This is a genomic window from Shewanella sp. K8, from assembly GCF_028823715.1.
Classification (GTDB): Bacteria; Pseudomonadota; Gammaproteobacteria; order Enterobacterales; family Shewanellaceae; genus Shewanella; species Shewanella algae.
The window spans coordinates 106,359-128,236 of the sequence record NZ_JAPEHY010000005.1; the positions used below are offsets into that span (position 1 = coordinate 106,359).

General features: G+C 49.1%; 20 protein-coding genes. 9 read left to right on the top strand and 11 right to left on the bottom strand.

Annotated features, from left to right (window positions below; translation table 11 throughout):
• The first annotated feature begins 134 nt into the window (after positions 1-134).
• The 5 genes from ON072_RS04440 to ON072_RS04460 all read left to right on the top strand — a co-directional run bounded on the left by ON072_RS04440 (position 135) and on the right by ON072_RS04460 (position 4,230).
• Entirely contained in the window at positions 135-650 is a 516-nt protein-coding gene (locus ON072_RS04440) for an SF0329 family protein (protein WP_261752536.1), read from the top strand.
• Between the two features lie 36 nt (positions 651-686).
• Positions 687-1,130: a DUF2000 domain-containing protein gene (locus ON072_RS04445; RefSeq protein ID WP_261752537.1), complete on the top strand. Its 444-nt coding sequence runs from the start codon at positions 687-689 to the stop codon at positions 1,128-1,130.
• A 379-nt stretch (positions 1,131-1,509) separates the two neighbouring features.
• A complete protein-coding gene (locus ON072_RS04450; RefSeq protein ID WP_051472707.1) occupies positions 1,510-2,523 on the top strand; it encodes a suppressor of fused domain protein in 1,014 nt (337 codons plus the stop codon).
• 301 nt (positions 2,524-2,824) lie between these two features.
• On the top strand, positions 2,825-3,676 hold the full coding sequence (locus ON072_RS04455; protein ID WP_261752538.1) for a hypothetical protein: 852 nt from the start codon (positions 2,825-2,827) through the stop codon (positions 3,674-3,676).
• A gap of 89 nt (positions 3,677-3,765) precedes the next feature.
• A complete protein-coding gene (locus tag ON072_RS04460) occupies positions 3,766-4,230 on the top strand; it encodes a hypothetical protein (protein ID WP_025887297.1) in 465 nt (154 codons plus the stop codon).
• A 120-nt stretch (positions 4,231-4,350) separates the two neighbouring features.
• On the opposite strand, the gene ON072_RS04465 is transcribed toward ON072_RS04460, so the two are convergent.
• From ON072_RS04465 to ON072_RS04495, 7 genes are all read right to left on the bottom strand, one after another.
• Positions 4,351-4,662 (bottom strand): hypothetical protein, encoded by a 312-nt coding sequence (locus tag ON072_RS04465; RefSeq protein WP_025887295.1) that lies wholly within the window; start codon positions 4,660-4,662, stop codon positions 4,351-4,353.
• A gap of 190 nt (positions 4,663-4,852) precedes the next feature.
• The gene (locus ON072_RS04470; protein ID WP_261752541.1) at positions 4,853-5,926 is read right to left on the bottom strand and encodes a hypothetical protein; all 1,074 of its coding nucleotides are present in this window, start codon (positions 5,924-5,926) and stop codon (positions 4,853-4,855) included.
• Between the two features lie 192 nt (positions 5,927-6,118).
• Positions 6,119-6,943: a DUF4198 domain-containing protein gene (locus ON072_RS04475; RefSeq protein WP_261752542.1), complete on the bottom strand. Its 825-nt coding sequence runs from the start codon at positions 6,941-6,943 to the stop codon at positions 6,119-6,121.
• Positions 6,944-6,946: 3 nt separating this feature from the next.
• Complete coding sequence (locus tag ON072_RS04480) at positions 6,947-7,480, bottom strand: DUF2271 domain-containing protein (protein ID WP_025010275.1); 534 nt, start codon at positions 7,478-7,480, stop codon at positions 6,947-6,949.
• 70 nt (positions 7,481-7,550) lie between these two features.
• Positions 7,551-8,084, bottom strand: a complete 534-nt coding sequence (locus tag ON072_RS04485; RefSeq protein WP_371873716.1) for a PepSY-associated TM helix domain-containing protein — start codon at positions 8,082-8,084, stop codon at positions 7,551-7,553.
• 165 nt (positions 8,085-8,249) lie between these two features.
• On the bottom strand, positions 8,250-10,133 hold the full coding sequence (locus ON072_RS04490) for a VRR-NUC domain-containing protein (RefSeq protein WP_261752544.1): 1,884 nt from the start codon (positions 10,131-10,133) through the stop codon (positions 8,250-8,252).
• Positions 10,133-11,641, bottom strand: coding sequence for an EAL domain-containing protein (locus ON072_RS04495; RefSeq protein ID WP_186295198.1), 1,509 nt, complete (start codon positions 11,639-11,641; stop codon positions 10,133-10,135). The genes ON072_RS04490 and ON072_RS04495 overlap by 1 nt, the downstream gene beginning before the upstream one ends.
• A gap of 276 nt (positions 11,642-11,917) precedes the next feature.
• Here ON072_RS04495 and ON072_RS04500 point away from each other — a divergent pair, with 276 nt between their 5' ends.
• Genes ON072_RS04500 through ON072_RS04510 form a run of 3 tightly spaced genes read left to right on the top strand, consistent with a single transcriptional unit; the run spans position 11,918 to position 12,989 of the window.
• The gene (locus ON072_RS04500; RefSeq protein WP_025887287.1) at positions 11,918-12,391 is read left to right on the top strand and encodes a mechanosensitive ion channel family protein; all 474 of its coding nucleotides are present in this window, start codon (positions 11,918-11,920) and stop codon (positions 12,389-12,391) included.
• Positions 12,388-12,777 (top strand): class I SAM-dependent methyltransferase, encoded by a 390-nt coding sequence (locus ON072_RS04505; protein WP_261752546.1) that lies wholly within the window; start codon positions 12,388-12,390, stop codon positions 12,775-12,777. Before ON072_RS04500 ends, ON072_RS04505 begins: the two co-directional genes overlap by 4 nt.
• A 17-nt stretch (positions 12,778-12,794) precedes the next feature.
• Entirely contained in the window at positions 12,795-12,989 is a 195-nt protein-coding gene (locus ON072_RS04510; protein WP_261752547.1) for a hypothetical protein, read from the top strand.
• Here the strand turns inward: ON072_RS04510 and ON072_RS04515 are convergent.
• Positions 12,977-13,255 carry a peptidylprolyl isomerase gene (locus ON072_RS04515; protein ID WP_025010268.1) on the bottom strand — a complete coding sequence of 93 codons (279 nt, stop codon included), beginning with the start codon at positions 13,253-13,255 and terminating at the stop codon, positions 12,977-12,979. The two genes, ON072_RS04510 and ON072_RS04515, sit on opposite strands and share 13 nt — an antisense overlap.
• Before the next feature lie 364 nt (positions 13,256-13,619).
• On the opposite strand from ON072_RS04515, the gene ON072_RS04520 reads away from it, so the two are divergent.
• The gene (locus ON072_RS04520) at positions 13,620-14,039 is read left to right on the top strand and encodes a secondary thiamine-phosphate synthase enzyme YjbQ (RefSeq protein WP_028779979.1); all 420 of its coding nucleotides are present in this window, start codon (positions 13,620-13,622) and stop codon (positions 14,037-14,039) included.
• Between the two features lie 130 nt (positions 14,040-14,169).
• On the opposite strand, the gene ON072_RS04525 is transcribed toward ON072_RS04520, so the two are convergent.
• From ON072_RS04525 to ON072_RS04535, 3 genes are all read right to left on the bottom strand, one after another.
• Positions 14,170-15,384 carry an RsmB/NOP family class I SAM-dependent RNA methyltransferase gene (locus ON072_RS04525; protein ID WP_261752550.1) on the bottom strand — a complete coding sequence of 405 codons (1,215 nt, stop codon included), beginning with the start codon at positions 15,382-15,384 and terminating at the stop codon, positions 14,170-14,172.
• Between the two features lie 162 nt (positions 15,385-15,546).
• Positions 15,547-16,704 carry a response regulator gene (locus ON072_RS04530; protein ID WP_051472708.1) on the bottom strand — a complete coding sequence of 386 codons (1,158 nt, stop codon included), beginning with the start codon at positions 16,702-16,704 and terminating at the stop codon, positions 15,547-15,549.
• Between the two features lie 25 nt (positions 16,705-16,729).
• The gene (locus ON072_RS04535) at positions 16,730-21,391 is read right to left on the bottom strand and encodes an ATP-binding protein (protein WP_274625978.1); all 4,662 of its coding nucleotides are present in this window, start codon (positions 21,389-21,391) and stop codon (positions 16,730-16,732) included.
• Positions 21,392-21,878: the final 487 nt, after the last annotated feature.

The following is a 21,878-nucleotide window of genomic DNA, read 5'->3' on the forward strand; positions in this document are numbered from 1 at the left end:
GGGAATCATTATATTTATTGCTATTAAGGAAATTTTTGAGTATATAGTCGACACCTTAAAACCGTTATTTACTGAATTAGCAAACAATATATTTAAAGCGCGTATACACCTTTCAACTGCCAAAAGTAGAAATTATGCAATGGTCAAAACTTAAAAAGCGAGTTGAAGAAAATTTTGCTGAATCCATCAAAGGCAGAATTGAAATATTTACAACTTCTTATCGACGACAAGGTGAAGTTGCTCGAAGTTGGGTTGTCATTGATGGCAAGCAAGGCATAAGTCTTACTGATTATGAGTCTTGGTCGGAACAAGGGGCATATTTTCATGAGTTAACCCCAACAGATTGCCTGAAACATAAATCAGTAGATGGCTCAGAAAGAACTGTAAGGAGTTTATATGAAGCTGGTGAGTTCAGCAGTTATGACTTCAAAATTATATGTTTCGAGTCATTGAGCCTATCCGCTCATGATTGTATTAAATCTGAACATCCGCTATTGCGTGTCATAGGTGTTCTTCATCGTAAACTAGGTAAGGCTAAGGTCAATGAAATGCTAAATGACCCTCATCCAATGGTTGTTTACTTTGCAGATTTTCGTATAAAGGCAGAGGCAGCTGACCTTTCCCAAAAATTTAAAACCATTTCCCGATAACAAGCTAGATACCGCCCTTAAAAACCAGGAAATTTCATGATAGATTTCACCTCTCTACCAGATGAAAACACAAAACGATTTGTCGCCGTACTAAATAAAAAAGTTGATATGGGGCGCCTGTACAATACCCTGGGTCATATGACGGCCGGACTGGTCGCTGAAGTAAATGACTTAGACAGACTCTGTTTTCTGCAATATCGGGATAAGGAAGAAGGTATTCATCCATCAATATCCCATTATCCATTTATTGTTCTTAAAGCTGACAATTCGAACAAGATCAGAAAAGTCCGTGAAGAACTCCTGCAACGAAATATCCCATTCACTGACTTTACAAACACCATGATAGTAGGAACATCCGCCGAGCAGGTAAAAGCAACGGCTGAGACATCCGAGCAAGATCTGGAATATTTTGGTATTTGTATGTTCGGCGATACGACTGTGCTTAAAGAGTTTACCGGTAAGTTCAGTTTATTCAAATAGTAGGACAGCAGATACGGAGCGCTATACTACAATCTTCAGATTCTGAGGCAGATAAAATCAATGAATTAGCCGACAACGAGGGCAACTTTCATCGGGAATACTGTGTTTGGATTGCCCTATATGAGGCCGCAAGCGAGAGCATTGAAAACAAAAAGCAATATATTTCTGCTAAGTTTAGTATTGCATCTAAGAGATGAGCCTTCACCCCCCACAACCCGATTGAACCATTTTGGATAGTAATCGATTGCAAATCGATGTTCAAATTCAGATGGCAGGTTAGATATAAACAACCATTTGAAAATCTAATAGTAAAAACATTTTTTGGACTGATATTTTCGATAGCGAATCAAGTCCAAATTTATTAAAAGGAAGTAATATAGTGACAGAAGTAAACCAAGAGATATTATGGGATAACGTATATGATGCTAGAACGGCTGTATTCGAAAAGAAATTTGGCCTGTTCCCAGATGAGATCCTTAAACTGGGTCATATGACAGGTGTATGGCCAGGTGGTGGCTTGTTTAAGTCTAAAGCCAGCGAATTGGGTGACGACCTATGGCTTTACACCACTTTTGGTTTAACCAATCCGGATATGCCAACCCAGTACTTGCCCCAAAACATTAATCAAACAGATGGTAACATTGAGCTGACTCTGACAAAGAAAGAAACAGTTCCTGTCTATCCTGAGCGGCCGGGTTATGGATACGAAATTATAGTACTTACCCAAGGTGAGGCAGATTGGCCACTAGGTTTGTTGCAATGGGCCGTCAATGCGGAAATGCTTAACGATGCAGACCTTTTGGGAAGAGTCAAAAAGTACAACGGCCTAACTATTGAAGATGTCATGGTGGGAGACGGCGATTACGTCAATGTACTTATTACCCAGGCACACAGTCCGCTGCCAGGTAGCTTCACATTACCTAATGGTGAAGGCCAACTACTGATAGCGACTGTGATTACTGACGATGAGATGGCCTGGTCAATGAAAAACGGTCGAGACAAGCTGTTAGCCAAACTCCTTGCATCGAACGATAAGCAAGTCAGTGTCATTAACAGACCTTCGGTGTTAAATCCCGCTTCCATTAACTACTCGGACATCGACAATCGAGAACAGGCAGAAGAGCTCGCAGCTCAAGGTATGTTACGAAAAACCTATCTCTTCCCATTGGAGTTTGGTGGTCAGGACGATCCAATGAATGTGGTCTATCTACCAAAGACGGCCTCACTGAGCAAAAAAGTGTTCGATCAACAGGTCATGGAACTGGCCCAGCAAGGAAACATAAGTAACTACTCGGCCTCACCGAATTATCAAGCAGATAGTTTTATACCGGAAAGTATCGACATTGTAGCTGATGGCGAAGCCGGGATATCAACTAGAATTGAAGTGTGGTAATAGGTAGCTCTGGCTTTATTTGACTCTTGACACAAGTCGGTTAACAGCACAGCTACCCGCACTGAAAGTAATTAAGGTGTTCTCATTGAGATGCATTGAGGACACCTTATTAACAGCCTGTGCTTGTTGTCAGTGTACCTACCGCGAATGAAGCTTGAGCCTTGAGCCCCGAGGCGCTTTCAGAAGCACAGATGACTGTATCATTGAAATCCAAAGTTAGAATAATTTAGCATTGCCACCAATAGTTGCCAAGTTAAAGACGCTGCTATATTTCACTATCCATATCTCAGAAAGAAAAACCATGAATAACGAACAATTAATTAACGCTATAAGAAATAAAGAAGCTGATAAATTAAAGTGCTATAGCTATGATGACATGTGGTACGATGTTATTTCCACGCAAATACCAGCTGACTTTGAGTATTTACTAAACAACTACCCGTTTAAAAACAATGAAGAAAAGAAGGTTATCTTTCTTCAACTATTGATGAGTGATATAGAACATTATTTAAAGGAAGACTGCATTATAGCATTCCTGAATCATTTCCCCCCTGAACAGCTCAAAGTTGATTTCCCTGAAGGGATATTCACAATAACACAGTATGAGAACAGTTTTTATGTTTTCAAAAATCTCGTTGAGAATAAATTTCCGCTAGATCACAACATGTTCCTACTTATGGGCTGCCGAAATAATCAGAAAGAGTATCTAGAATTTATTACTCAGCATTTTACTGTAACTGATGAGACCTTGGAGCAAGCGCTAGATCAGATCATAAACTCAGATTCTTTGGGTGAATCCAGCACAGATGCAACTCAAATTTACTTGATAAAGTACCTGCTAGAAATGTTGAATGTAAATTGCAATCTACCAGGAACCTCCGACCATGATTGGTTATATCAAGAGTGCTTCGAAAATGTTCCTCCTGCAGCTAAATACTTCTACACTGATGATTTTGATATAGCAATTCTTTATGATCAAGAGTATTGGGAATATATCTCTGAAAACTACCTGGAAGATGAAGACTATGAAAGCCTCTACCTTGCAGCTCTTGATGATATAAAAAACAGTAACCTGGATATAGATTTTGAGCAGATGCAAGCTATATTCATCGATTTGAACATGCCGGCTGCGGCGCAAATATTTTCTCATTAGACAATTGTCAAAGAAGCGCGTTCATATCAGTAAGCAGAGAGCCATTGTTTATTTGGCTCAATTAGATCCATCTTGGAAACGAACTCAACATGAACAACAAGTATAGAGCTCCAGCGAGCAAGTGCAATGGTTTCCCCAAAGGTCTGAAGCTGCTAGTTCCTTTTATGCTCCTTATATCGACTCTCTGTACCAAAGCACATGCCACTGATTGGTATTGCTTCGTGTCTCAAGATGAAGCCCATCCAATATACTTGGCTTTTTCCTTTGGCGATGAAGAGAGCAAAGAGTCCCTGGTTTGGTATAAAAATGGCTCAGATGTCATCAAGCTTGAGCAAACGAGTCTTGAAGGCATAGAAATCACCGAAGGGAGACCCTATGAATATACCTATAAATACCTGGAAAAGGTCGATGGAATGACATCTGGAAACTATACCATTGTTGTTCAAGGGGCAAATTTTTACCGTTTTGAATATAAACCGAAAAATAAAAATAAGGTTTATGAATTCAACATGGACCCTGAATCCCAGTTGGACGATACTTGCGTCTGGCAATAACCCTGCTTTCAGGGTTTCTTTGGCCGTAACAGTAAGTTAATAAAGATAAATCAAGTCAAAGGTTGTGCTTACTAGCTATCCTATCAAGCCAACCTATTGCTGCTGAGATTCTAACCTCTTCTAATGCAACACCAGGAACAACAATAATATAGCTCCGGCACTAAATAGATTGGTTTTCCAGAACGAGTCTTTGGCAAGAGTGTGCCTAATCAGTACACCACTCCCCCTCAGCCAACCTGCCCAGCAACCGGCTATCAGTGCTTGTAGCATTAAAATAGTCCCCACCACCATATAGGTCAGATCCAACCAACCCTTGGATGGAAACATGGAAGGCAACAGGAGTAATCCAACAATGCCCGCCAAGGCAGCCCAACTGCAACCCACCAGCAATGCCAACAGAGAAGATAATAAAAATCCCTTTAATCCTTGCATCACACTCTCCTTGTTTTCGATGAAATGGCTTCCCTACCCGTAAACCTTTACTATTTTTTATCTATCCCTTATGGTGAGAGTCAAGGTGAGTGACGACGTTAAACCTCAGCACAGTTTGCCCGCCTATGGAAAAGCTGGTCTGAACAATACCTGAAAAAACATCAGAGAAATTACGCTTTGACTCACGCAGTTACTTCAATCCCAGTTGCTGGCGACCAGTTTGATTGAGATAAGGCGCCACGTCACTCAAAGGTAAAAAGAATTCATTTTCGCAGCCGTTACCGCGAGGATATTCCCAGAATCTGAGCCCATCCAGTCCATCCTGGGTTTCCAGAGTTAAGTGGTAATAGCCCTTTGCACCATATTCTGTACTACCACAATCGAACTCGGGATCTTCCTCTTGTTCACCAGTTGGGAACCATTTGGCCTGCAGCCCAGATGGCAACTGATGTGTCTGCTTATCGGGGTCAGTATCGTAAAACCATTGCCAAGGGTGAAAACGCTCACCTGTATTAAGATCAAAATTGGTAAAGTTAATCGATATTCCGCTGGCGCCATGCCCTGCGGCCCAACGGTAGAATCTGACACTGAGCCAGGTGTCGTTAGCAAAACTCAGCTCTACACCGGTTTCGTCGCTGAAAGCTGTGCCCATGCGCCCGAGAAAGTCTCTGCGAGTTTCGTAATAGAGTTCAAGCAACTCAGCGCTGGTAAGGCGTTGTTTAAGCCAATGATTGATTTTATTCAGCCCGGCTTGCGCGCCCCGAAGCTCAAGCCCCACCTCACCACCGTAGGTAAGCTCACGAAATTCCAAGGCGTTATTGAAACTTTGCCAGGCACCGCGCTTTATTTGGGGCCGGGTTTCCAAGGCCTGATTATAGGCTTCGCTGCTGCAGTCTGTTGCGCCATCGGCGGCAGTGACTCGGCTGAGGTTGATAGGTAAGGTTTTATCCCTTTGCGCCAGATACCAAGTACCCCGTAACTGATCATCTTGAAGAGAGAGTCGCCAACGACCGCTGTCATCTTGCTCCTGGAAATGGTTGTCTTTGAATTCCAGGCTGATAGGCGTCAAGTATTTCAAATAATAATAGCTACCTGAATCGCCATATTCGTTAATGCAGGCGCGGATCTGCGTCTTTCCCAAAGTGCCCTGCCATACACCGGCCATAAGCCTGCTTTCTTGCTTGGTCATGCCATCTTGACTGGCATAGGCGCAGGTGCTGGCCATTAACAACGCAGAAGCATAAACAAAGGTTTTGACTGCCATCCCTGTTTCCTTATCCTGATGATCGAAAGCTGGCAGCCTAGGTGATGATTCGATGAAAAGCAATGGCTTGCACCTGGCATTCAAGCAAAATGCGAACCAGGGCAAGCGGCGCACGCTTGGGCTTAACTCCCCGTGCTGACAGGCACTCACAAGGTGATAGGCCTTGAAAGTGCCTGCTTCGGACTATTTAGGTTATTGCAGACCGGCCTCGAAAGTGAGGAAAATTTCACTGACGGTCTTATCCGCAAGACGAGTGTCGGCGTTAGGTTGCTCGAATGATGCATGCAACATATAGCGGCCGGCGCTCGGCAGTTCAAAACTCACCTTACCTTCTTTGTCTGAGGTCAGCGTCAATTCCTGTTTCTGGTTACGGTAAAGCGTGCCTTCCTTCACAATCGCGACTTCCACACCGGCAATCACCTTACCCTGGAAATAGAATTGCAGCTCAGTGGGTTCCTGCTCGACTATGTCAGCCGGATGGGTCAAGGGTTTGAGTTCAAGGTATTCTCCTTTCACTTCAAAAGCCTTGTCACTTGGCTTGTTGAGAGTGACATAGGACTCGACCCGTGAGAAATACAGCGCCCCTTCGAGATCATACGCCCCTTTTGGCATCATCGCCTTGGTGGTTTGCTTGTCAGTACGGCTACGGACGCTGTCTTGCTGGCCCTTGAGCTTATAGCGCGACATATATCTTGGCTGGGTCTCTTTCTCGAATCTGTAGGTACCGTCTTCGGTCAGGCGATAGTCAAACACAGACTTACGGCTGCCGCGGTAGCTCGAGGATGGTCGCTCCTTGGTGCCGGACGGCGTGATGATTTGCACATCTTCAGAGCCAAAAGGTTTGTCAAACAGGAATACTTCGTTACTGGCGCTGACATCTGAAGTGATCCACATACCTTTGCCGGGATCGGCAGAGACATTGAACTGGCTGGGCAGTATAAATCTGTCATGGGCCTGCGCCGTTTGTGCCAACAGACAGGCCCCCAGGGCCAACAAGAGTTTGCTTGTTTTCATCATCTTTTACTCCACTAGGTATTGAAGGCTAATCGTGCCGGTTTCTATGGTGGGCGCTATTTCAGCTTTGAAAGGCTTGCCGTCGAGCTGAAATTTGTGTCGTACCAAATCCCGGCCACCGTGCTCACGTACCACTTCCACCAGCAAGGTATATTTGCCGTTGGCAACCTGGCCCCCTTGGTCATCTTTGAGGTCCCAGCTGATGGGATATTTGCCCGCAGGCCTTGTTGCCGATGCAATGGCATCGACAAAGTTCATGTCATCCCGCCCGGCCTTGCGCCACCAGCGACGAATGTCTTTCAGCCACTTGTACCCCTCGCCTTCCTGCATGACCCAAAGGCTCAAAGTTCGCACGCTCTGCCCTTTGGCATCCTCCACCCACACGGCTGTGTAAGGCCTGTGGTATTGGCCCGTGGTGATTTCCGGCAGCGTCAGATTAATCTCCAGCGAATCGGCTTGGGCCTGCCCCAGGGTTAAGCTGCTACTCAGTAATACCGCCAAGGACAGAGACAATCTGGTTTTCAAAGGTTTGCCACTCATACATTCTCCATTCACAACACACCAAAGGTAGGGGGTACTAGTTCATGCTTTGCCGTCTGTCACTTTGAACTCAAGGAACAAACAGCAGATAGATAAGGGCACAGGCACTGCTGACACCGGCCATGGCCAGTAAGGATTTTTTCAATCTACGGCTCTGAGGCAACAGCAGGAAAGCACCGGTCAGGGAAAACAGGATGATGAGAATTGAACAAAGATCCAGCAGCCAGACCCACAGGGTGCCACTGTTACGCCCCTTATGCAGATCATTGAGTACTGCGATAAGACCATAATCTATCTGCTCGACATAGGCTTTCCCGTCCAGCAGATCCAGGGTAATGCTCTGATAGCGCCCCGGCCCCTTGTGCACCAGCGCCACTTCATCTTCACTGAACTCGGCACTGTGACCATCCACTCCCCAGTGGCTACTGAGCCAATGCGCAGTGGCTTCGCGCCAATCCGGGTCTTCACTATTCACCGGCAACAAAAATCCCGGCAGGGCTTCTTCCGATGCCAGGCTTTCTCCGCCCTGGCGGATAAACCAATCCGGATGATTGAGAGTAATACCGGTAAAGGCAAAGAACAGCATCAACAGCAGCAGTGCCATGGAAACATAGATATGAACGACGCGGGCGAAATGGAGCGATGACTTGCTGACTCTGAACTTCAATTAAGGTTTCCACATAGCGCAGGCCGCCAGTGGGCTGCCTGTTAATTGACTGTTATTGGCCAATACTAAATAACAATCATTCTTGCCTTAATGCTATTTACCTTATTTACACTCGCCGGCTGTTGCCCAGTCGACATAGCAAACCCGTGCCTCTCCCAAGTCACTGAGGAAGTTGAGCCAGTATATTTGATGATCGGCCAGCTTATCGCCCGGGCCTTTCACTTCAAGCCAACTAATGCGCCCTTCGGCGTCAAATAACACAAGATCCGGATGGCCACTGCGGTAATGCTTGAGATCGCCAAGCATACGTTCAAATACCTGAGCGAGCCTGGCGCCGGAAAGTGCCGCCAGCGTCAGTTCCAGCGCCTGTTGCGGCAGGTTTTCCCAGTAAACCCAATCATTTGCCAGTCCTTGCTTTTGCTGAAAATGGCGCCAAATAACAGCGCCAGGCTCCCGAGCGATTTCATCAAGACGCGCCGTGATGGCCTCTTGACGCCGACTAACAAACTCCTCGGTGAACATATCCCGTGGGCTGCGCTGAAATGGATTATCGAATACCGCCTTAACGGGGGCAAAAATAATGTCCCAAAAGGCGAGTCCAAAGAGGCCACAAAGCAAGGCATTCTCGAGAAAAAACGCCCGGTAACCGAGCGCTTCAAAGTGCGCAGCGACACGCAATTCAACTCGTTCACCATTGGGAGTGAGTTGCAGAGCTATCGCTGGCGGCGCACCCAGTCTACCCGGTACATTTTCTTTCAGCGCTTGCAGTCTTAACATCAAAGAATCAAGCGCCAAGGAATCAGGCGCTTCACTATGGCATGATGGTGAGGCAAACTTGCTGTCTTTGCCATTTGGCAATTTTTTAAGCAGGCGTTTGCCAATACGTTCTATGATTTGCCACTGACTCTCATTACCGGCAAGGTCGCAAAGGTGCAGCAGCGCATGAGTCAGAGCCCGCCACTGAGCCTGTTTTTCCAGGCAGCGGCACAGGCGTTCCCTTGCCTGCCAATGTTCACACTGCGAATAGACACTGATGGCAAGAGTAGTTTGCCCTTGCCTTTCGGCTTCGCGGCCTATCAGAGTCAGTAGTTTTTGCCGGCGCCGCTCGAGTAAGGGGTTAGCCTCGGGCATTGCTGCAATGGCATTAAGCTGTTCAAGCAGCAATGTAATATCAAGCGGCTGTTTGGCTAGTATCGCCTCTTCTATCTGCTGACTCATATGGCCAAATGCCAACGCGGCGTTAAGCTGCTCTGAGCTGTCATAGGCTCGGTGGGCCTTGTCAAGCACAGTGACTTCAAAGCGCTGTAAGCCCAGATCGCTGAGCACAAACTGGCTCAGATCCTGATAACGGTTGCCAAAATAGAGCAGCAATAGGCCATCGAGAAGCCGCTGGCATTTAAGCTCAATCCATTCTATGCCCAGCTCAGAGTTCAGTTCGCCAATCAATAACTGTGAATCTTGGGGCCCGAGCACCAGCATGGTACGTTTCAGTGTCTCCTTTGAGGCACCATTTACGCTTTTACCTAGATGCAGCGCAATATCGACCAGGCCCCCAAGACTATTCTCGCCCTCCGAGGCTCGACTCTGTTGCAGTTTGAGAAGCGCCCGGCGCAGCTCTGTGAGGGTGACGCCTTTGAGCCAGGTTTCAGTGTTTGGCAATGATGAAGTGCTGATGAGCTCCGCGTGCTCAAGCCCCTTTATCGCAGGTTCAAGGGCCCCTATTTCCGGGTAGTTAAGCTTATCGGTGCGAAACCACTCGCCCTTGCGGGACAAGAGACGCACCAGCAACATCCGCGAAGGCTTGGTGCAGGCAAGGTACGCCGCGCGTAACCTGGCAAGCTCGCTTGGCAAAATATCCAGATAGCGGCGGCTACCCTCCAGCAAGAGTTCAAAATTGCTCAGGTAATAATCGCTTGCAAGTTCAAGAGTGGCCGGCTTCACTAAGGTTTTTGCCGCTAAGGTTTCTGCCGCTAAGGTTTCTGCCATTAGGGAACTTCGTCTGATTTCACGGTTTTCAGTTCTTCAACCGGCATGGGGCGGGCGAAATAGTATCCCTGCAGCAGGAATATACCGCGCTTTTTGAGGTACTCCACCTGCTCCGCCGTCTCCACGCCTTCGACTATCATCTCAAGCTCTGACTCCATACCAAAGGCGATAATGGCATCCAGCACACCACGCTTGAGATCATTGGTGCCTATAGTATCGGTAAACATCTTATCTATCTTGATGCTGTCGATCCCCAAGGCTTGAATATACTTAAAGCCGCCATATCCGGTGCCGAAGTCATCAATTTTAAAGCTGTATCCCCTCTCTGTCAGCCTGGCGATTTCCTGCTTGGCGGCGTCAATGTCGGCAATGGGCAAGCGTTCGGTGATCTCAAATTTAAGTCTGTCCGGCTCCGGCCAATTATGCTGTTGCAGCACACGACTGACATGAGCCTGCTCCAGATGTTCTGCCACCAGGTTGATACTTACCCAAGTGCCGCTCTCAAGCTCCGGCAGTTGTTGCAGTACCTGCTGCAGCAAAGATTCGGTAATGGGAATGATCAGGCCACAGGCTTCGGCATGCTCTACAAAGGCGGTCGGGGGGATAAACTCCTTGCCCTTCTTCCAGCGCACCAGGACTTCATAACCGACAATTTTGCCCTGATTAATATCGACTATGGGTTGATAGAAAGGGATAAACTCCTGCCGGGCAATTCCTCTTTGAATCATACTCTTGAGGGAACTGTGGTAACTCAGATAAAGCCAATAAGCCCCGGCCAGCAGCACTCCGAGCAAAATGCTCAAGGGTAAACCGTAAACCAAGATCTTTTCTCTGGCGTAATCATCGAGTTTCTTTCCAAACCAGAGTTTTTGCTCCACCTGATGCTGCGTGTCCATCACACTGAGAAAATGCACATGGGATTCTTTGGGTACCGAGGGATTGCCGCGCTCAAATACCAGCCCTTCGGAGCCTGGAGCATGATGCAGAAACTCTATGTAAAAACAATCGCGGCAGGGAAGATTGATAATTTCACGGATCCAACTGCTGTCCAAAATCCAGTAAGCGGTATTGCCATTACTTCTGAAATAAACCAAGAGTTCCTGCTCGGTGTCATGCATGGCACCTGTAGTGGTTAGGCCAAAGCCCTGCCCTATGGGGGTGTCACTGGGAAGATCCGGCAATAGTAAATCCGAGCCAAGCGAACTGCAGCCCATGCCGGTTTTGGTTTTTATCCCCATCACCCGAAAATAGCGATTATAGTTTTCAGGTGCCCGCAATAATTTTGCGTCTTGCGGGCCACAATCAAAATGAAACTCAGGTACTTGATGGAGAATAATGTCATTGATGGAACGCTGTCTCTGGCTAAGATACTCTTCCATGAGTTTGAACTGATTTTTGACTATCATTGAGGTCACTGGCCTTAGCAATAACTCCGATGACAACAGCAAGAGAACTATAGGTAACAGCAACAGCAGCAAAACCCGTTTGTTCTCGGATACAGCCTTCATGATTATCGTCCTTGTAGAATGTCACTTCCCTTATACCCAGCCAGAGCGCCAGATACAATGACACAGGCAGCAAATACCCTATTCTACGGCAAAACCTTTTGCAGCCTGAGTAGGCAAAAACGGCCTTGGGCAATTTAGGTAAGCCACTGAAATTTATTGATTGACTCTTGTCTCTATCTCAACCTTTGGTTAACTTGGGCGCCTTTGAGTTTGGCATGCCTTTGTGCGCCAAGCCGAACATTTCAGCGACTAAGACTTTATTATTCGGAGCAGAAAATGAATGAAAATGTCATTCAGGCAATCCTGGTGTTTGCCGCATTTGTGGTAGTCAGCCTGATTATCGACCGTTTCCTGAAACAAGTGGCCGCCCGCTTTGACTCGGCGGCCAGCGAATCGTTTCGCTTGATCTCCAACTCCCAGCGCGTGGTACTGATATTTATTGGTGCCGTCTTGGCTTTATCCAAGTTGGGCTTTGATGTTGGCGCCTTGGTTGCCGGACTCGGGCTCACCGGCTTTGCTCTGGGTTTTGCCCTCAAAGACGCCATATCCAACCTGATTGCCGGCATTATGATAGTGCTCTATAAACCAATAAAGCTGGGCAATAAAATCGATATTACCGGCTCCAAGGGGACAGTGGTGGATCTCAACCTGCGTTATATCACGGTAAAGGATGAAGGCGTGACGCATCTGGTTCCCAACTCTTTGTTCCTCAACAATAAAGTTTCCATTATTGATGAGGATAAGCAATGACGGTGCAGCTTTGGGATAAGGTTGCCAACCAGGTCAATTTCAATCTGGAAATCGATGTGCAGCGCTTCTGCCAGTTGGTGAAACCCGATGCCAGAATACTGGACTTTGGATGCGGTTATGGCCGGATAACCAAGCAGCTGAAACAGTTAGGCTATCCTGAGGTGCTGGGGGTCGATCCCTCAGCCGCCATGATAAAGCGCGGCCTCAGTCTGTACCCGGACATCGATTTAATTCAGCTGCCACAACTTCCATTGCCTTTTGCCGATGAAACATTCGATGTGGTGCTGAGCTGCGCCGTTTTAACCTGCATGCCATCTGAAATGGCGCAAAAGCCGCCATATTGGAGCTTAAACGCGTGCTTAAGCCTGGAGGCTTGTTCCACCTGAGTGAGTTTTGCGCCCCCATGACGAAACGTTTCACCTCAGGGCTGGGTACTCCTATGTGTTACCACACGCCCATGCAGTTGCAGGAGCGGCTGGAAGACTTTGTCGACCTGGAGGATGAAGTCACGGCCTGTAGAACTTTGGCCGGCGATCCGGCTCAATGCTATCGAGCCTTTGCCAGCAAACCGCAGCAGGCTTTAGCTCAATTACGATAAATAGTCTGGATCAGATGAAAACCAAACTGGGTTTTGACCGGGCCATGCACTTCGAGCACCGGCTTTTTGAACACCACTTGATCGAACGCCTTGACCATCTGCCCAGGGCCAAACTCCCCGAGATCGCCGCCGCGTTTTTTTGAAGGACACTGAGAGTATTGTTTCGCCAGCTTGCCAAAATCTTCCCCTTTGGCGATACGGGCCTTGAGTTTTTCCGCCTCTTCACGGGTTTTAACCAAAATGTGTCTGGCGCAAGCTCTGGCCATGGGGTGTTTCTCCTGGGTCTATAGGGGTAAATTCGCGGCCGGTATTTTAGCAAACAATCTGTGTTTTATCTGCAATCACTCTCTCTAATTCCCCTCATTCATCACTCTCACTAATGAGATGGTCATGGCGGCGATGCAGGCTTTATCATCAAACTTGATAATTGAATCGCCCACTATCTCTTCAGCTAATGATGGGCTGTCCGCTGGGTAAGTACCGCCTTGCATCTTGGGGAGCCCCCATAAAGACGATAGAATGTTTCGCCGGGCGCTCACCTAAAAATCAGAGGCCCGGCTTTTAAATTCGCGGTGATTTAATGGCAAGCTTTCAGATGGCGGCCAGTCTCACCCACATTAAGGAATATCTATGTGGCATCAGCAACAACTGACCTTAAACGCCAAGCGGCGCGGTTTTCATTTAATAAGCGATGATATTGCCAAGGCTCTTGATGATATGCCTTACGTCAGTTGCGGCCTGTTGCACCTGCAACTACTGCACACCTCTGCCTCGCTGACGCTCAACGAAAACGCCGATCCCACAGTGCGGCAGGATTTTGAGGCCTGGTTCAATCGCGCAGTGGCCGAAGATACCCCTTACTTTCGCCACACCTATGAGGGCGCCGATGATATGCCGGCCCATATTAAATCCAGCCTGCTGGGCACCAGTTTGCTGCTGCCTGTCAGCGCCGGACAGCTGGCACTGGGCACATGGCAAGGGATCTATCTTGGCGAGCACAGAGACAATGGCGGTCGGCGCCGCCTGCTGTTGACCCTGCAGGGGGAATAAAGCGGCAATACTTGGCAAACCGGTAAGAGTGAGCGGCACTGTTTTTGTTGAGATGCTTTTGTTGAGATGCTTTTTGAAGCGGGTGTGAAACCGCCTGTTTAAGTCAATATGGCTCAAACAGGCCTGATTGTTACTCGGCTATCCGCTCAAGCCTTGCCAGATAGAAGCCATCGAAACCGGTTTTGGCCGGGCTGATGGTTTCCTCATCGAGTAAGCGGAAATGGCTTTGCTGCTTCAGAAAACGCGCTACCTGCTGCTCGTTTTCCTGCGGCATGATCGAGCAAGTGGCGTAAACCAGGATCCCGCCCACCTTCACCATGCGGCTGTAACTGCCGAGAATATGCTCCTGCAGTTCCATCAGCACCGGCAAGCGCTCAGGGGTATCACGCCATTTGGTGTCCGGGTTGCGTTTCAGCACCCCAAGCCCTGAGCAAGGCACATCCAAAAGTACCCTGTCGGCACTGAGTTTCAAACGTTTGATGGTCTTGCTGGATGCAATAAGCCGGGTTTCCACATTGTGGGCGCCGGCGCGGCGAGCCCGCTGTTTGAGGTTATCCAGCTTCCACTGCTCAACATCCATCGCCAGCAGTCGTCCCTTGCCCTGCATTTTGGCGGCCAGGTGCAGCGTCTTGCCGCCGGCACCGGCGCAGGCATCAATGACCCGCATCCCTGGTTTAACCCCAAGAGCTTCGGCGACATGTTGCGAGCCGGCATCCTGCTGCTCGAACCAGCCCGACTTGAAGCATTCGGTGCGAAACAGCGCTGAATCTGAAATCACTTCAAGAGCGCTGGCAACCTCGGGGACTTCACAAGTCTCGACCCCTTCCTTGGCAAGACGAGCCTTGAGTTCTTCCCGGCTGCACTTAAGCAAATTGGTGCGTAGATAACGTTTGGGGGCCTGAGTCAAGGCATGGCGCTCGGCCGGCCAGTTATCGCCCAGTTGTTCACTCCCTAGCGCTTCGAGCCACTGTGGGCAACCATCGAGCAGCGCAGGCATAGCCTGGGCCTCAGCCATCCGCTGCTCAAGCAGCTCACTGTCCATCTGCAGCGCGTAGCGCATTTTCGGCAGCTCAAGGCCATTGGCCATATGCCAGGCGTTGATGAGCCTGGTGCCTTCACGCTCAATTTGATCCGCTGCAACATCGGCCAGAAAGCTGTAATAACTTAAACGGCGCAAAATATCACCGGTGACCAGAGCAATTCTGGCTTGCTCCCAAGGCTTGAGGCGCTCAGGTGCAAACTGCTTTGAGTAGGCGCGATCCAGCGGCGCACCTTGGGTCAGTACCTGATTGAGAATCGCAATGACCAGCTCACTGGCGTGTTCGCTAAGCGGGGAGTTAAGCATATTTGGGCCTCGGGATGGAAAACCGCTGGATCATAGGAGTTCGCCCCCAGCTCTGCAAGGGGCTTGAGTGGCTTTGGCGGGATTAATCGGTTTTTAACTGAAAGTTTGCTGTATTTGCGCACCGTCTGTAGCGCTCCCCTAGGGCGAGGTAAAAAAGCCAGCTCAATTAAGCACGCTGCGAATTTTCTTCAGCAAGGTGTCGGCATTGGTGGGTTTGATAATGTAATCCTCTGCGCCCAACAATAGGGAGTTTTGGAAATGATCCACATCGGCATAGCTGGTGAGCATGATCAGCGGGATTTCCTGCAGCATGGGGGTTTTCTTGCAGACTTTGAGGGTTTCAATGCCGTCAAGTATCGGCATGTCTATGTCCAATAAGATGAGATCCGGCTTGAGGATCTTGGCCTTTAACAGCACTTCTACCCCATTGGTGGCCCTCTCAGCCCGATAACCATGCTGTTCCAGGATAGTAACTATGATTTTCAACACCACATCCTGATCGTCGGCCACCACTATGGTAGCCTTCTTGCCGCTGTCTTTTTTCTCCAATGCCGCCTTTTGCTGCAGCATCTGGTTTGAGAGCTCGTTGAACAATGACTCGCTCTTTTCCTTGAGGCGATTGAGTTGCGGGTTGATGGAGTAACGTTTCAGCTCCTCAATAAACTTGTTGATCTCTTCATCCGGCAGCGAGTGAAATACCCGCCTGAAAGCCTGCATGAAAGCACTTTCAGAGATGGAACTGAGTATTCCGTCAACATCTTGCATTATGCTGGTGATCAGCGACGACTGTTGCTTGCTGGCCACTTTGACTGACTCGTTGAGTCCTTCCAGGCAATCGGCAGTGTTTTGCAGCTCATACTGCATATCCAGATCCTGTTGATCGAAACGCTTGAGCTCGGATTTAAGCGCTATGATCTCAAGCAACTTGTATAAGGTGAGGATGATTTTATTATTGTCATAGATGGGCCGAATGGTGTCGTAACTGTCAAAAGCTTCGCGGCGACACAGTTCAAACGCCTGAGCCCGACAACTTTTTTCACACAACAACATACTCGCCTGTGGCACTGTTCTCAGGGCATTGAAGTGTTCATTGCCCTGAAGAAAGCGCTTCAGACTCTCGGCATGGGCCACATCCTGAAAACAATAGACCAATAGCATTCGGGTATGTTTCTCTTTTGAAAGGCTCGCCAGTTCCTTGTTCTCCACCCGGATATCCACTCTGAGAACCCGCTCGAAGTAGACATTGACTATGGCTTCCACGGGCTCGACCAGATCCTGATCATCAAAAAACAGTATCAGGCTAGTTACGCTGTCTCTCATCCTTGTTCTCCCGACATACAGGCATTCAGGCCTGGGTAGCTTGTGATTGCGGCATGGCCCGCTTGACCAACGCCGCCTCGTGCTCAATCTGCTGGCGATATTGTGTTGAAGATGTCAATTGCCCTTCGGCGGCCTGTTGCTCCAACTCGGCAAACAGTTTGCCAAGACGCACTGCGCCGGATGAGTTGGCGGCGCCCTTGAGCGCGTGAGCCCGGCGTCTCAGCTCCTGGGCTTCCAGGCTCTCCAGCGCCTCAAACAGCGGCGGCAGTTCCCGCTCAAGTGAAGTAAGAAAGTACTGCACTATGGATTGGATTATCTCGTCATCCTCTGTCCCCAAGATCTCAGCTAACTTGTTGAGATCCAAAGGCGCCTCGGTATGAGCCGAGGGAGAATCGCCGATCATTTCATTCTGGCGGAACTGATTTTGGCCATGCCAGGCCAGTAGTTTGCTTTTGAGGGACTTGAATTCCACCGGCTTGGCCAGATAATCATCCATGCCAGCCGACAGGCAATTTTGCAGTTCGCCGGACATGGCATCTGCAGTGACGGCGATGATCAGGGTATGAGGCAAGTCCTGCTCTTGTTCAAGGCGGCGAATTTCGGCTGTCAGTTCAAAGCCGTCCATTCCAGGCATATGGCAATCGGTAAGCAGCACACTAAAGCCGCCACTCTGCCACATCTTCAGTGCTTCGAGGCCATCTTCCGCCAATTCAAAACGGCAGCCCAGCTTCTTCAACTGTAATGAGATCACTTCTCTGTTGGTCTGATGATCTTCGGCCACCAAGATGGTAAAACCGGCGTCGGTCGCAATATCTGTCTCTGAGACGCTACGGCCAATCCGCGTGGTTTCACCGGGAGCAAACATTTGCCATAACGCTGGATTCTGCCCGCTCAGCATCGCCAGAGCCGCAAGCACAGCCGTGGGTTTGAGCGGATGACAAGAAAGCATACAGACCCGCATATCCGCTTCAACCTTAGAGGTAATCGAGTCTTCATCGAGTAATAACAAGGCACATGGCAGCCCCTTTTCCCCCCGATTGCGATACTGTTTGTAAGCTTGGTAACTGTCGCTGATAAGCAGCTCGGATTCTGCCAAGCAGGCTTGTTCAAATAGGCTGCCTTCCAGTTGCCCGGAATCGAGGCACTGATACTCCAGTTCGAGTTGTTCAACAAGGTGCAACACGGCCACCAGATGTTGTTTGTTGTCGATACAGATAAGCAGTTTGATATTAAGCTCGCTGTAGCGCTGCAGCTCGGTTTCCCGGTATTCATCGGCCGCTTCACAGGGAAGACGGAGCCTGAAGGTACTGCCGACATCCGGTTGGCTTTCCACCTCTATTTTGCCGCCCATCAAATCGACAAAAGACTTGGTGATACTGAGCCCAAGTCCCGTTCCGCCATATTTACGGGTGGTTGAAGAATCTGCTTGGGTAAAGGGCTCAAATAATTGTCTGAGCTGGGCCTTGGTCATTCCAACCCCATTGTCTATCACCTCGAGGATCATCTCACTGTGGTTGTCATGGCTTTGACGACACTCAGTTCGCATCATAACCAGTCCCTGCTGGCGATTGCTGTGGGTAAACTTGATGGCGTTGCCCACCAAATTGAGCACTATCTGGCGGAGCCGCACAGGATCCAGGCGGATAAGCGCCGGAAGATTCAGATCCGGCAGAATATTGAGAAACACGTTCTTGCTGGCGGCATTGAACCAGAGCACTTCTATGGTCTTCTCCAGAATAGACAGCAAGGAGACAGATTCTATCTCCAGTTCCATCTTGCCGGCTTCTATCTTGGAAAAGTCGAGAATGTCGTTGATGATCTCCAGCAGCGAGAAAGCCGAATCCCGGATGGTGCCTATCATCCGCTGCTGCTCGGCACTGAGACCGGTATCGCGCAGCAAATCTATCATGCCCACGACACCATTCATGGGAGTGCGGATCTCATGGCTCATCACCGCCAGAAAGCGGGACTTGGCCTGGCTCGCCTGATTAGCTTCGGCGCTCTCTCTCGCCAGTGACTGCTGCAGCGCTTTTTCATCGCTAATGTCCTGATTAATACCGAAGAGTTTCACCGCCACACCGTTGCGACGTATGGTGTCACCGGCAGCCTTAACCCAATGGGTCGCCCCGGTGCGCTGATTGATAACCCGAAACTCGGCCCGAAACGGCACCTTGTGATTGATGCAGGCGTTGACATTCGCCTCGGCGTCGGCGATATCTTCGGGATGTACCCGGGCACGCCAATCTCTGAAGGTCAGTTTCTCTGAATTCAGGCCATAGATGCTGCGCATCCTGTTATCCCAGATAAGCTCTCCGGACTCTATGTCCCAGGACCAGTTACCTATTCCACCTGCCTCGGAAGCCAGATCCCGCCCCTTAAGCAACTCCTCCCTTTGTTGCTTGGCCTCCATCAAACCGATTTCAAACTGCTTGCGCTGACTGATATCCTCAAACGCCATTAAAAAATATCTGGGCTGCTCGTGGCTGTCGCGGATGAGGCACACGGAAACATTCAACCAAAGGACACTGTCATCAAGGCGCAAATAGCGTTTTTCATCGCCGTGAAACTTAAGTTCATTGTTGAGCATTTTTTCACTGAAGCGCAGCCATCCATCAAACTGCTTGAGATTGAGCGACACTTCGGGATCCATACGCGCTATCTGCTCACGGTCACAGCCTGAGATGTCACAGAACTTGTCGTTGACCTCAAGCCACTCGCCACTCATACCTATGCGGGCAAAACCCACTGAAGCCTGCAAAAAGGCCGCCCTATAACCCAGCTCCTGTGCCTGCAAGGTGCGATGCTCTGGCCGCTGGATTAACGGACTGGGCCAGAGCCAGTAGAGCTTTGGCGTCAGGCCATGGCTGGCACGCCATTGCAGATGAAACTCCAGTAAGCGGCCATCTTGATGCTTGAGGATCAAAAGCTGTGGCAAATGTTGTCCTGGAGTCCAAAACGGAGAGATAGAGCCAAAGCCCAGTTGCAGCAATTCCTCAGGGCTATAGCCCAGTAGCCCGGCAAGCGCCTGGCTCACCTCAAGAATATGATGGTCGTCTTTGAGTAACAGGAAAAGCCCTGAGTAAGGCTCTATATTATTGCCGGTATCCACGCCATTGATGCCTGGGATATTGTCGACGAAGCAACCACTGTCCGAGTCCAATGACACCCTTGGCGCCAAGGCACCCGTAACTGTTATCGCTTCAAGTTCCAATAGGCGAAATCGCACTTCCCCAGCGTCATTCTTAATGGGATAACTGCAAACCCTGGTAAAACGGCCATGGCTCCCCGGCATTCGTACCACAGTCGCGCCCCGACTCCATTTTGGCAGCGACATAAAACCGCCGGGGCTGTCGGCCCTGTCGAGAACAGCAGCCATCGTGAGCCTGGTTTCCGCAGAGTCAAAATCACAGATTTCTGCCAGGTTTTTACTGGCATAAATAATGGTACCCGCATCGTCCAGTTCCGTAATAACAAGCGTTCTTGGCAATTGTTCAAGACTGGATTGCCATAATTGCAACTGTTGATTTTGCCGCTCAATCACCATCCAATGCTGCAAACGATTACCCAGATATTCACGAAGTTCGCTAATTTCGCGGCGCATGCCTGACAATGAAACAGCGACAAGATTGAAGCTTTCCATTCCCTGTTCGCGCCCAAGGGCAGTCAGTGTTCTTGCCAGCTTTTCCAGCGGTCTCACAAGGTCGATATAAAGCCAGACAAGGGCGAGCAATAATAGTGTTGTCAGCAGCGCGGCGGGCAAAAGCACTGGATTGGCACTAGGAGGCGGCGTGGCAACAATACTCAGTTGCCAGTCCTGACCATGAAGACCCGTAGCATTGACCGCACGGCTTAACTGCAAGGTTTTTAGCGTTTCATACCCTCTGGCCGGTTGGTTGCCTGCTTCCTCGCCCACCTGAGCAAGCCTCTTCCCTTGAGCGTCCGTAAGCATCACTTCAACCCGGGTAAAACCGGCTGTTTGTAAACGCATGGCTGTAGTATCCAGCAGGGACTCGAAAACTTTGTAATCCAGCGTCGCCAGCCAGTAATAGTTACCGGCTTCCTTGGCTGCTGGAGCATTGCCTTCCTGCTCTTTGAGTCGCAAGCCATCGCCTGAAATCCGGGCAAGGAAGGATACTTGTCTGCCCAATACCGTGTCCTGAGCCAGCAGTGCCACCTGAGGCAGTAACGACAACACAGGTTCGGCCTGTGGCTGCAGTTCGCGCTGAAGTTGCCTCAGGACTGGAGGGGCATTTTCATGTTCCTGGCCGGTTTGCCTATTGGCGGAAGCCAAAATGGGAGTTGAAAGCGCTTGGGATGACAATGCGTATCCCTGGTTATCTATGCTGGTACGGGCAAATATTTGCCCTTGTTCCGACAGGAGCACCAAACGGGTAAAGGCCGGTGTTAGCAGCAGTTGTTCGTCGAGATATTGGGGCAGCTTTTTCTCTTCAGCTTCTGGATGGTTTAAGTAACTCGATAACTGCACAGCCTGGCTTTGGGCAGTTAAGGCGGCGCGCCCCAACAATAATTCAAGTTCCAATTCAGTGGCAGAGGTTTGCTGCTTGAGCTGTTGAAACTGATTGGAATGATGGCGTTCCTGCTGCCCATTTTGGTAGAGGATTAAAATTACGGCCATAGCCAAACAAGCCAGCAGCGCGGCCAGCAGTTGCCGTTTGAACAGACTCACGCCCATCTCCCGCTGTTCCTGGAAATAGGTAATAACCAATAAGCCTGGTACAAATACAAAACCCGGCAGAAACTACTGAGCGGATCATCCTTGAAGTCAGCCATAGCCATCCCTTGGGCATTGAGCCAGAAGCAGAACATCCCCTTTTGCTTTGAATAGCCCTCACTATTGCCGCTATTGCAAAGTCTTGAAGGTAAAATGACCTTAAAGACTATGGCGTGCGACAACTGCAAGCTATTTAGGATAAGCATAGACAATGGATTGAAAAAAAGCGGGAAACTCTTGCCCTATGAGGAGATGGCGATTGAGCTGGCTTTGAATTATATGGATAGTCTAAGGGCCGGGACAATTGCAGAGTAGAAGGGGATAGCCAAGGAAAGAAGCACAACTGAAATGGTTTGGAACCAGCATACCTGAGTCAGCCTGAGGCTTTCGTTACCTAGCATTTCAAACAATGGGATCAAATTATTTGATCTAAAAATGCTCA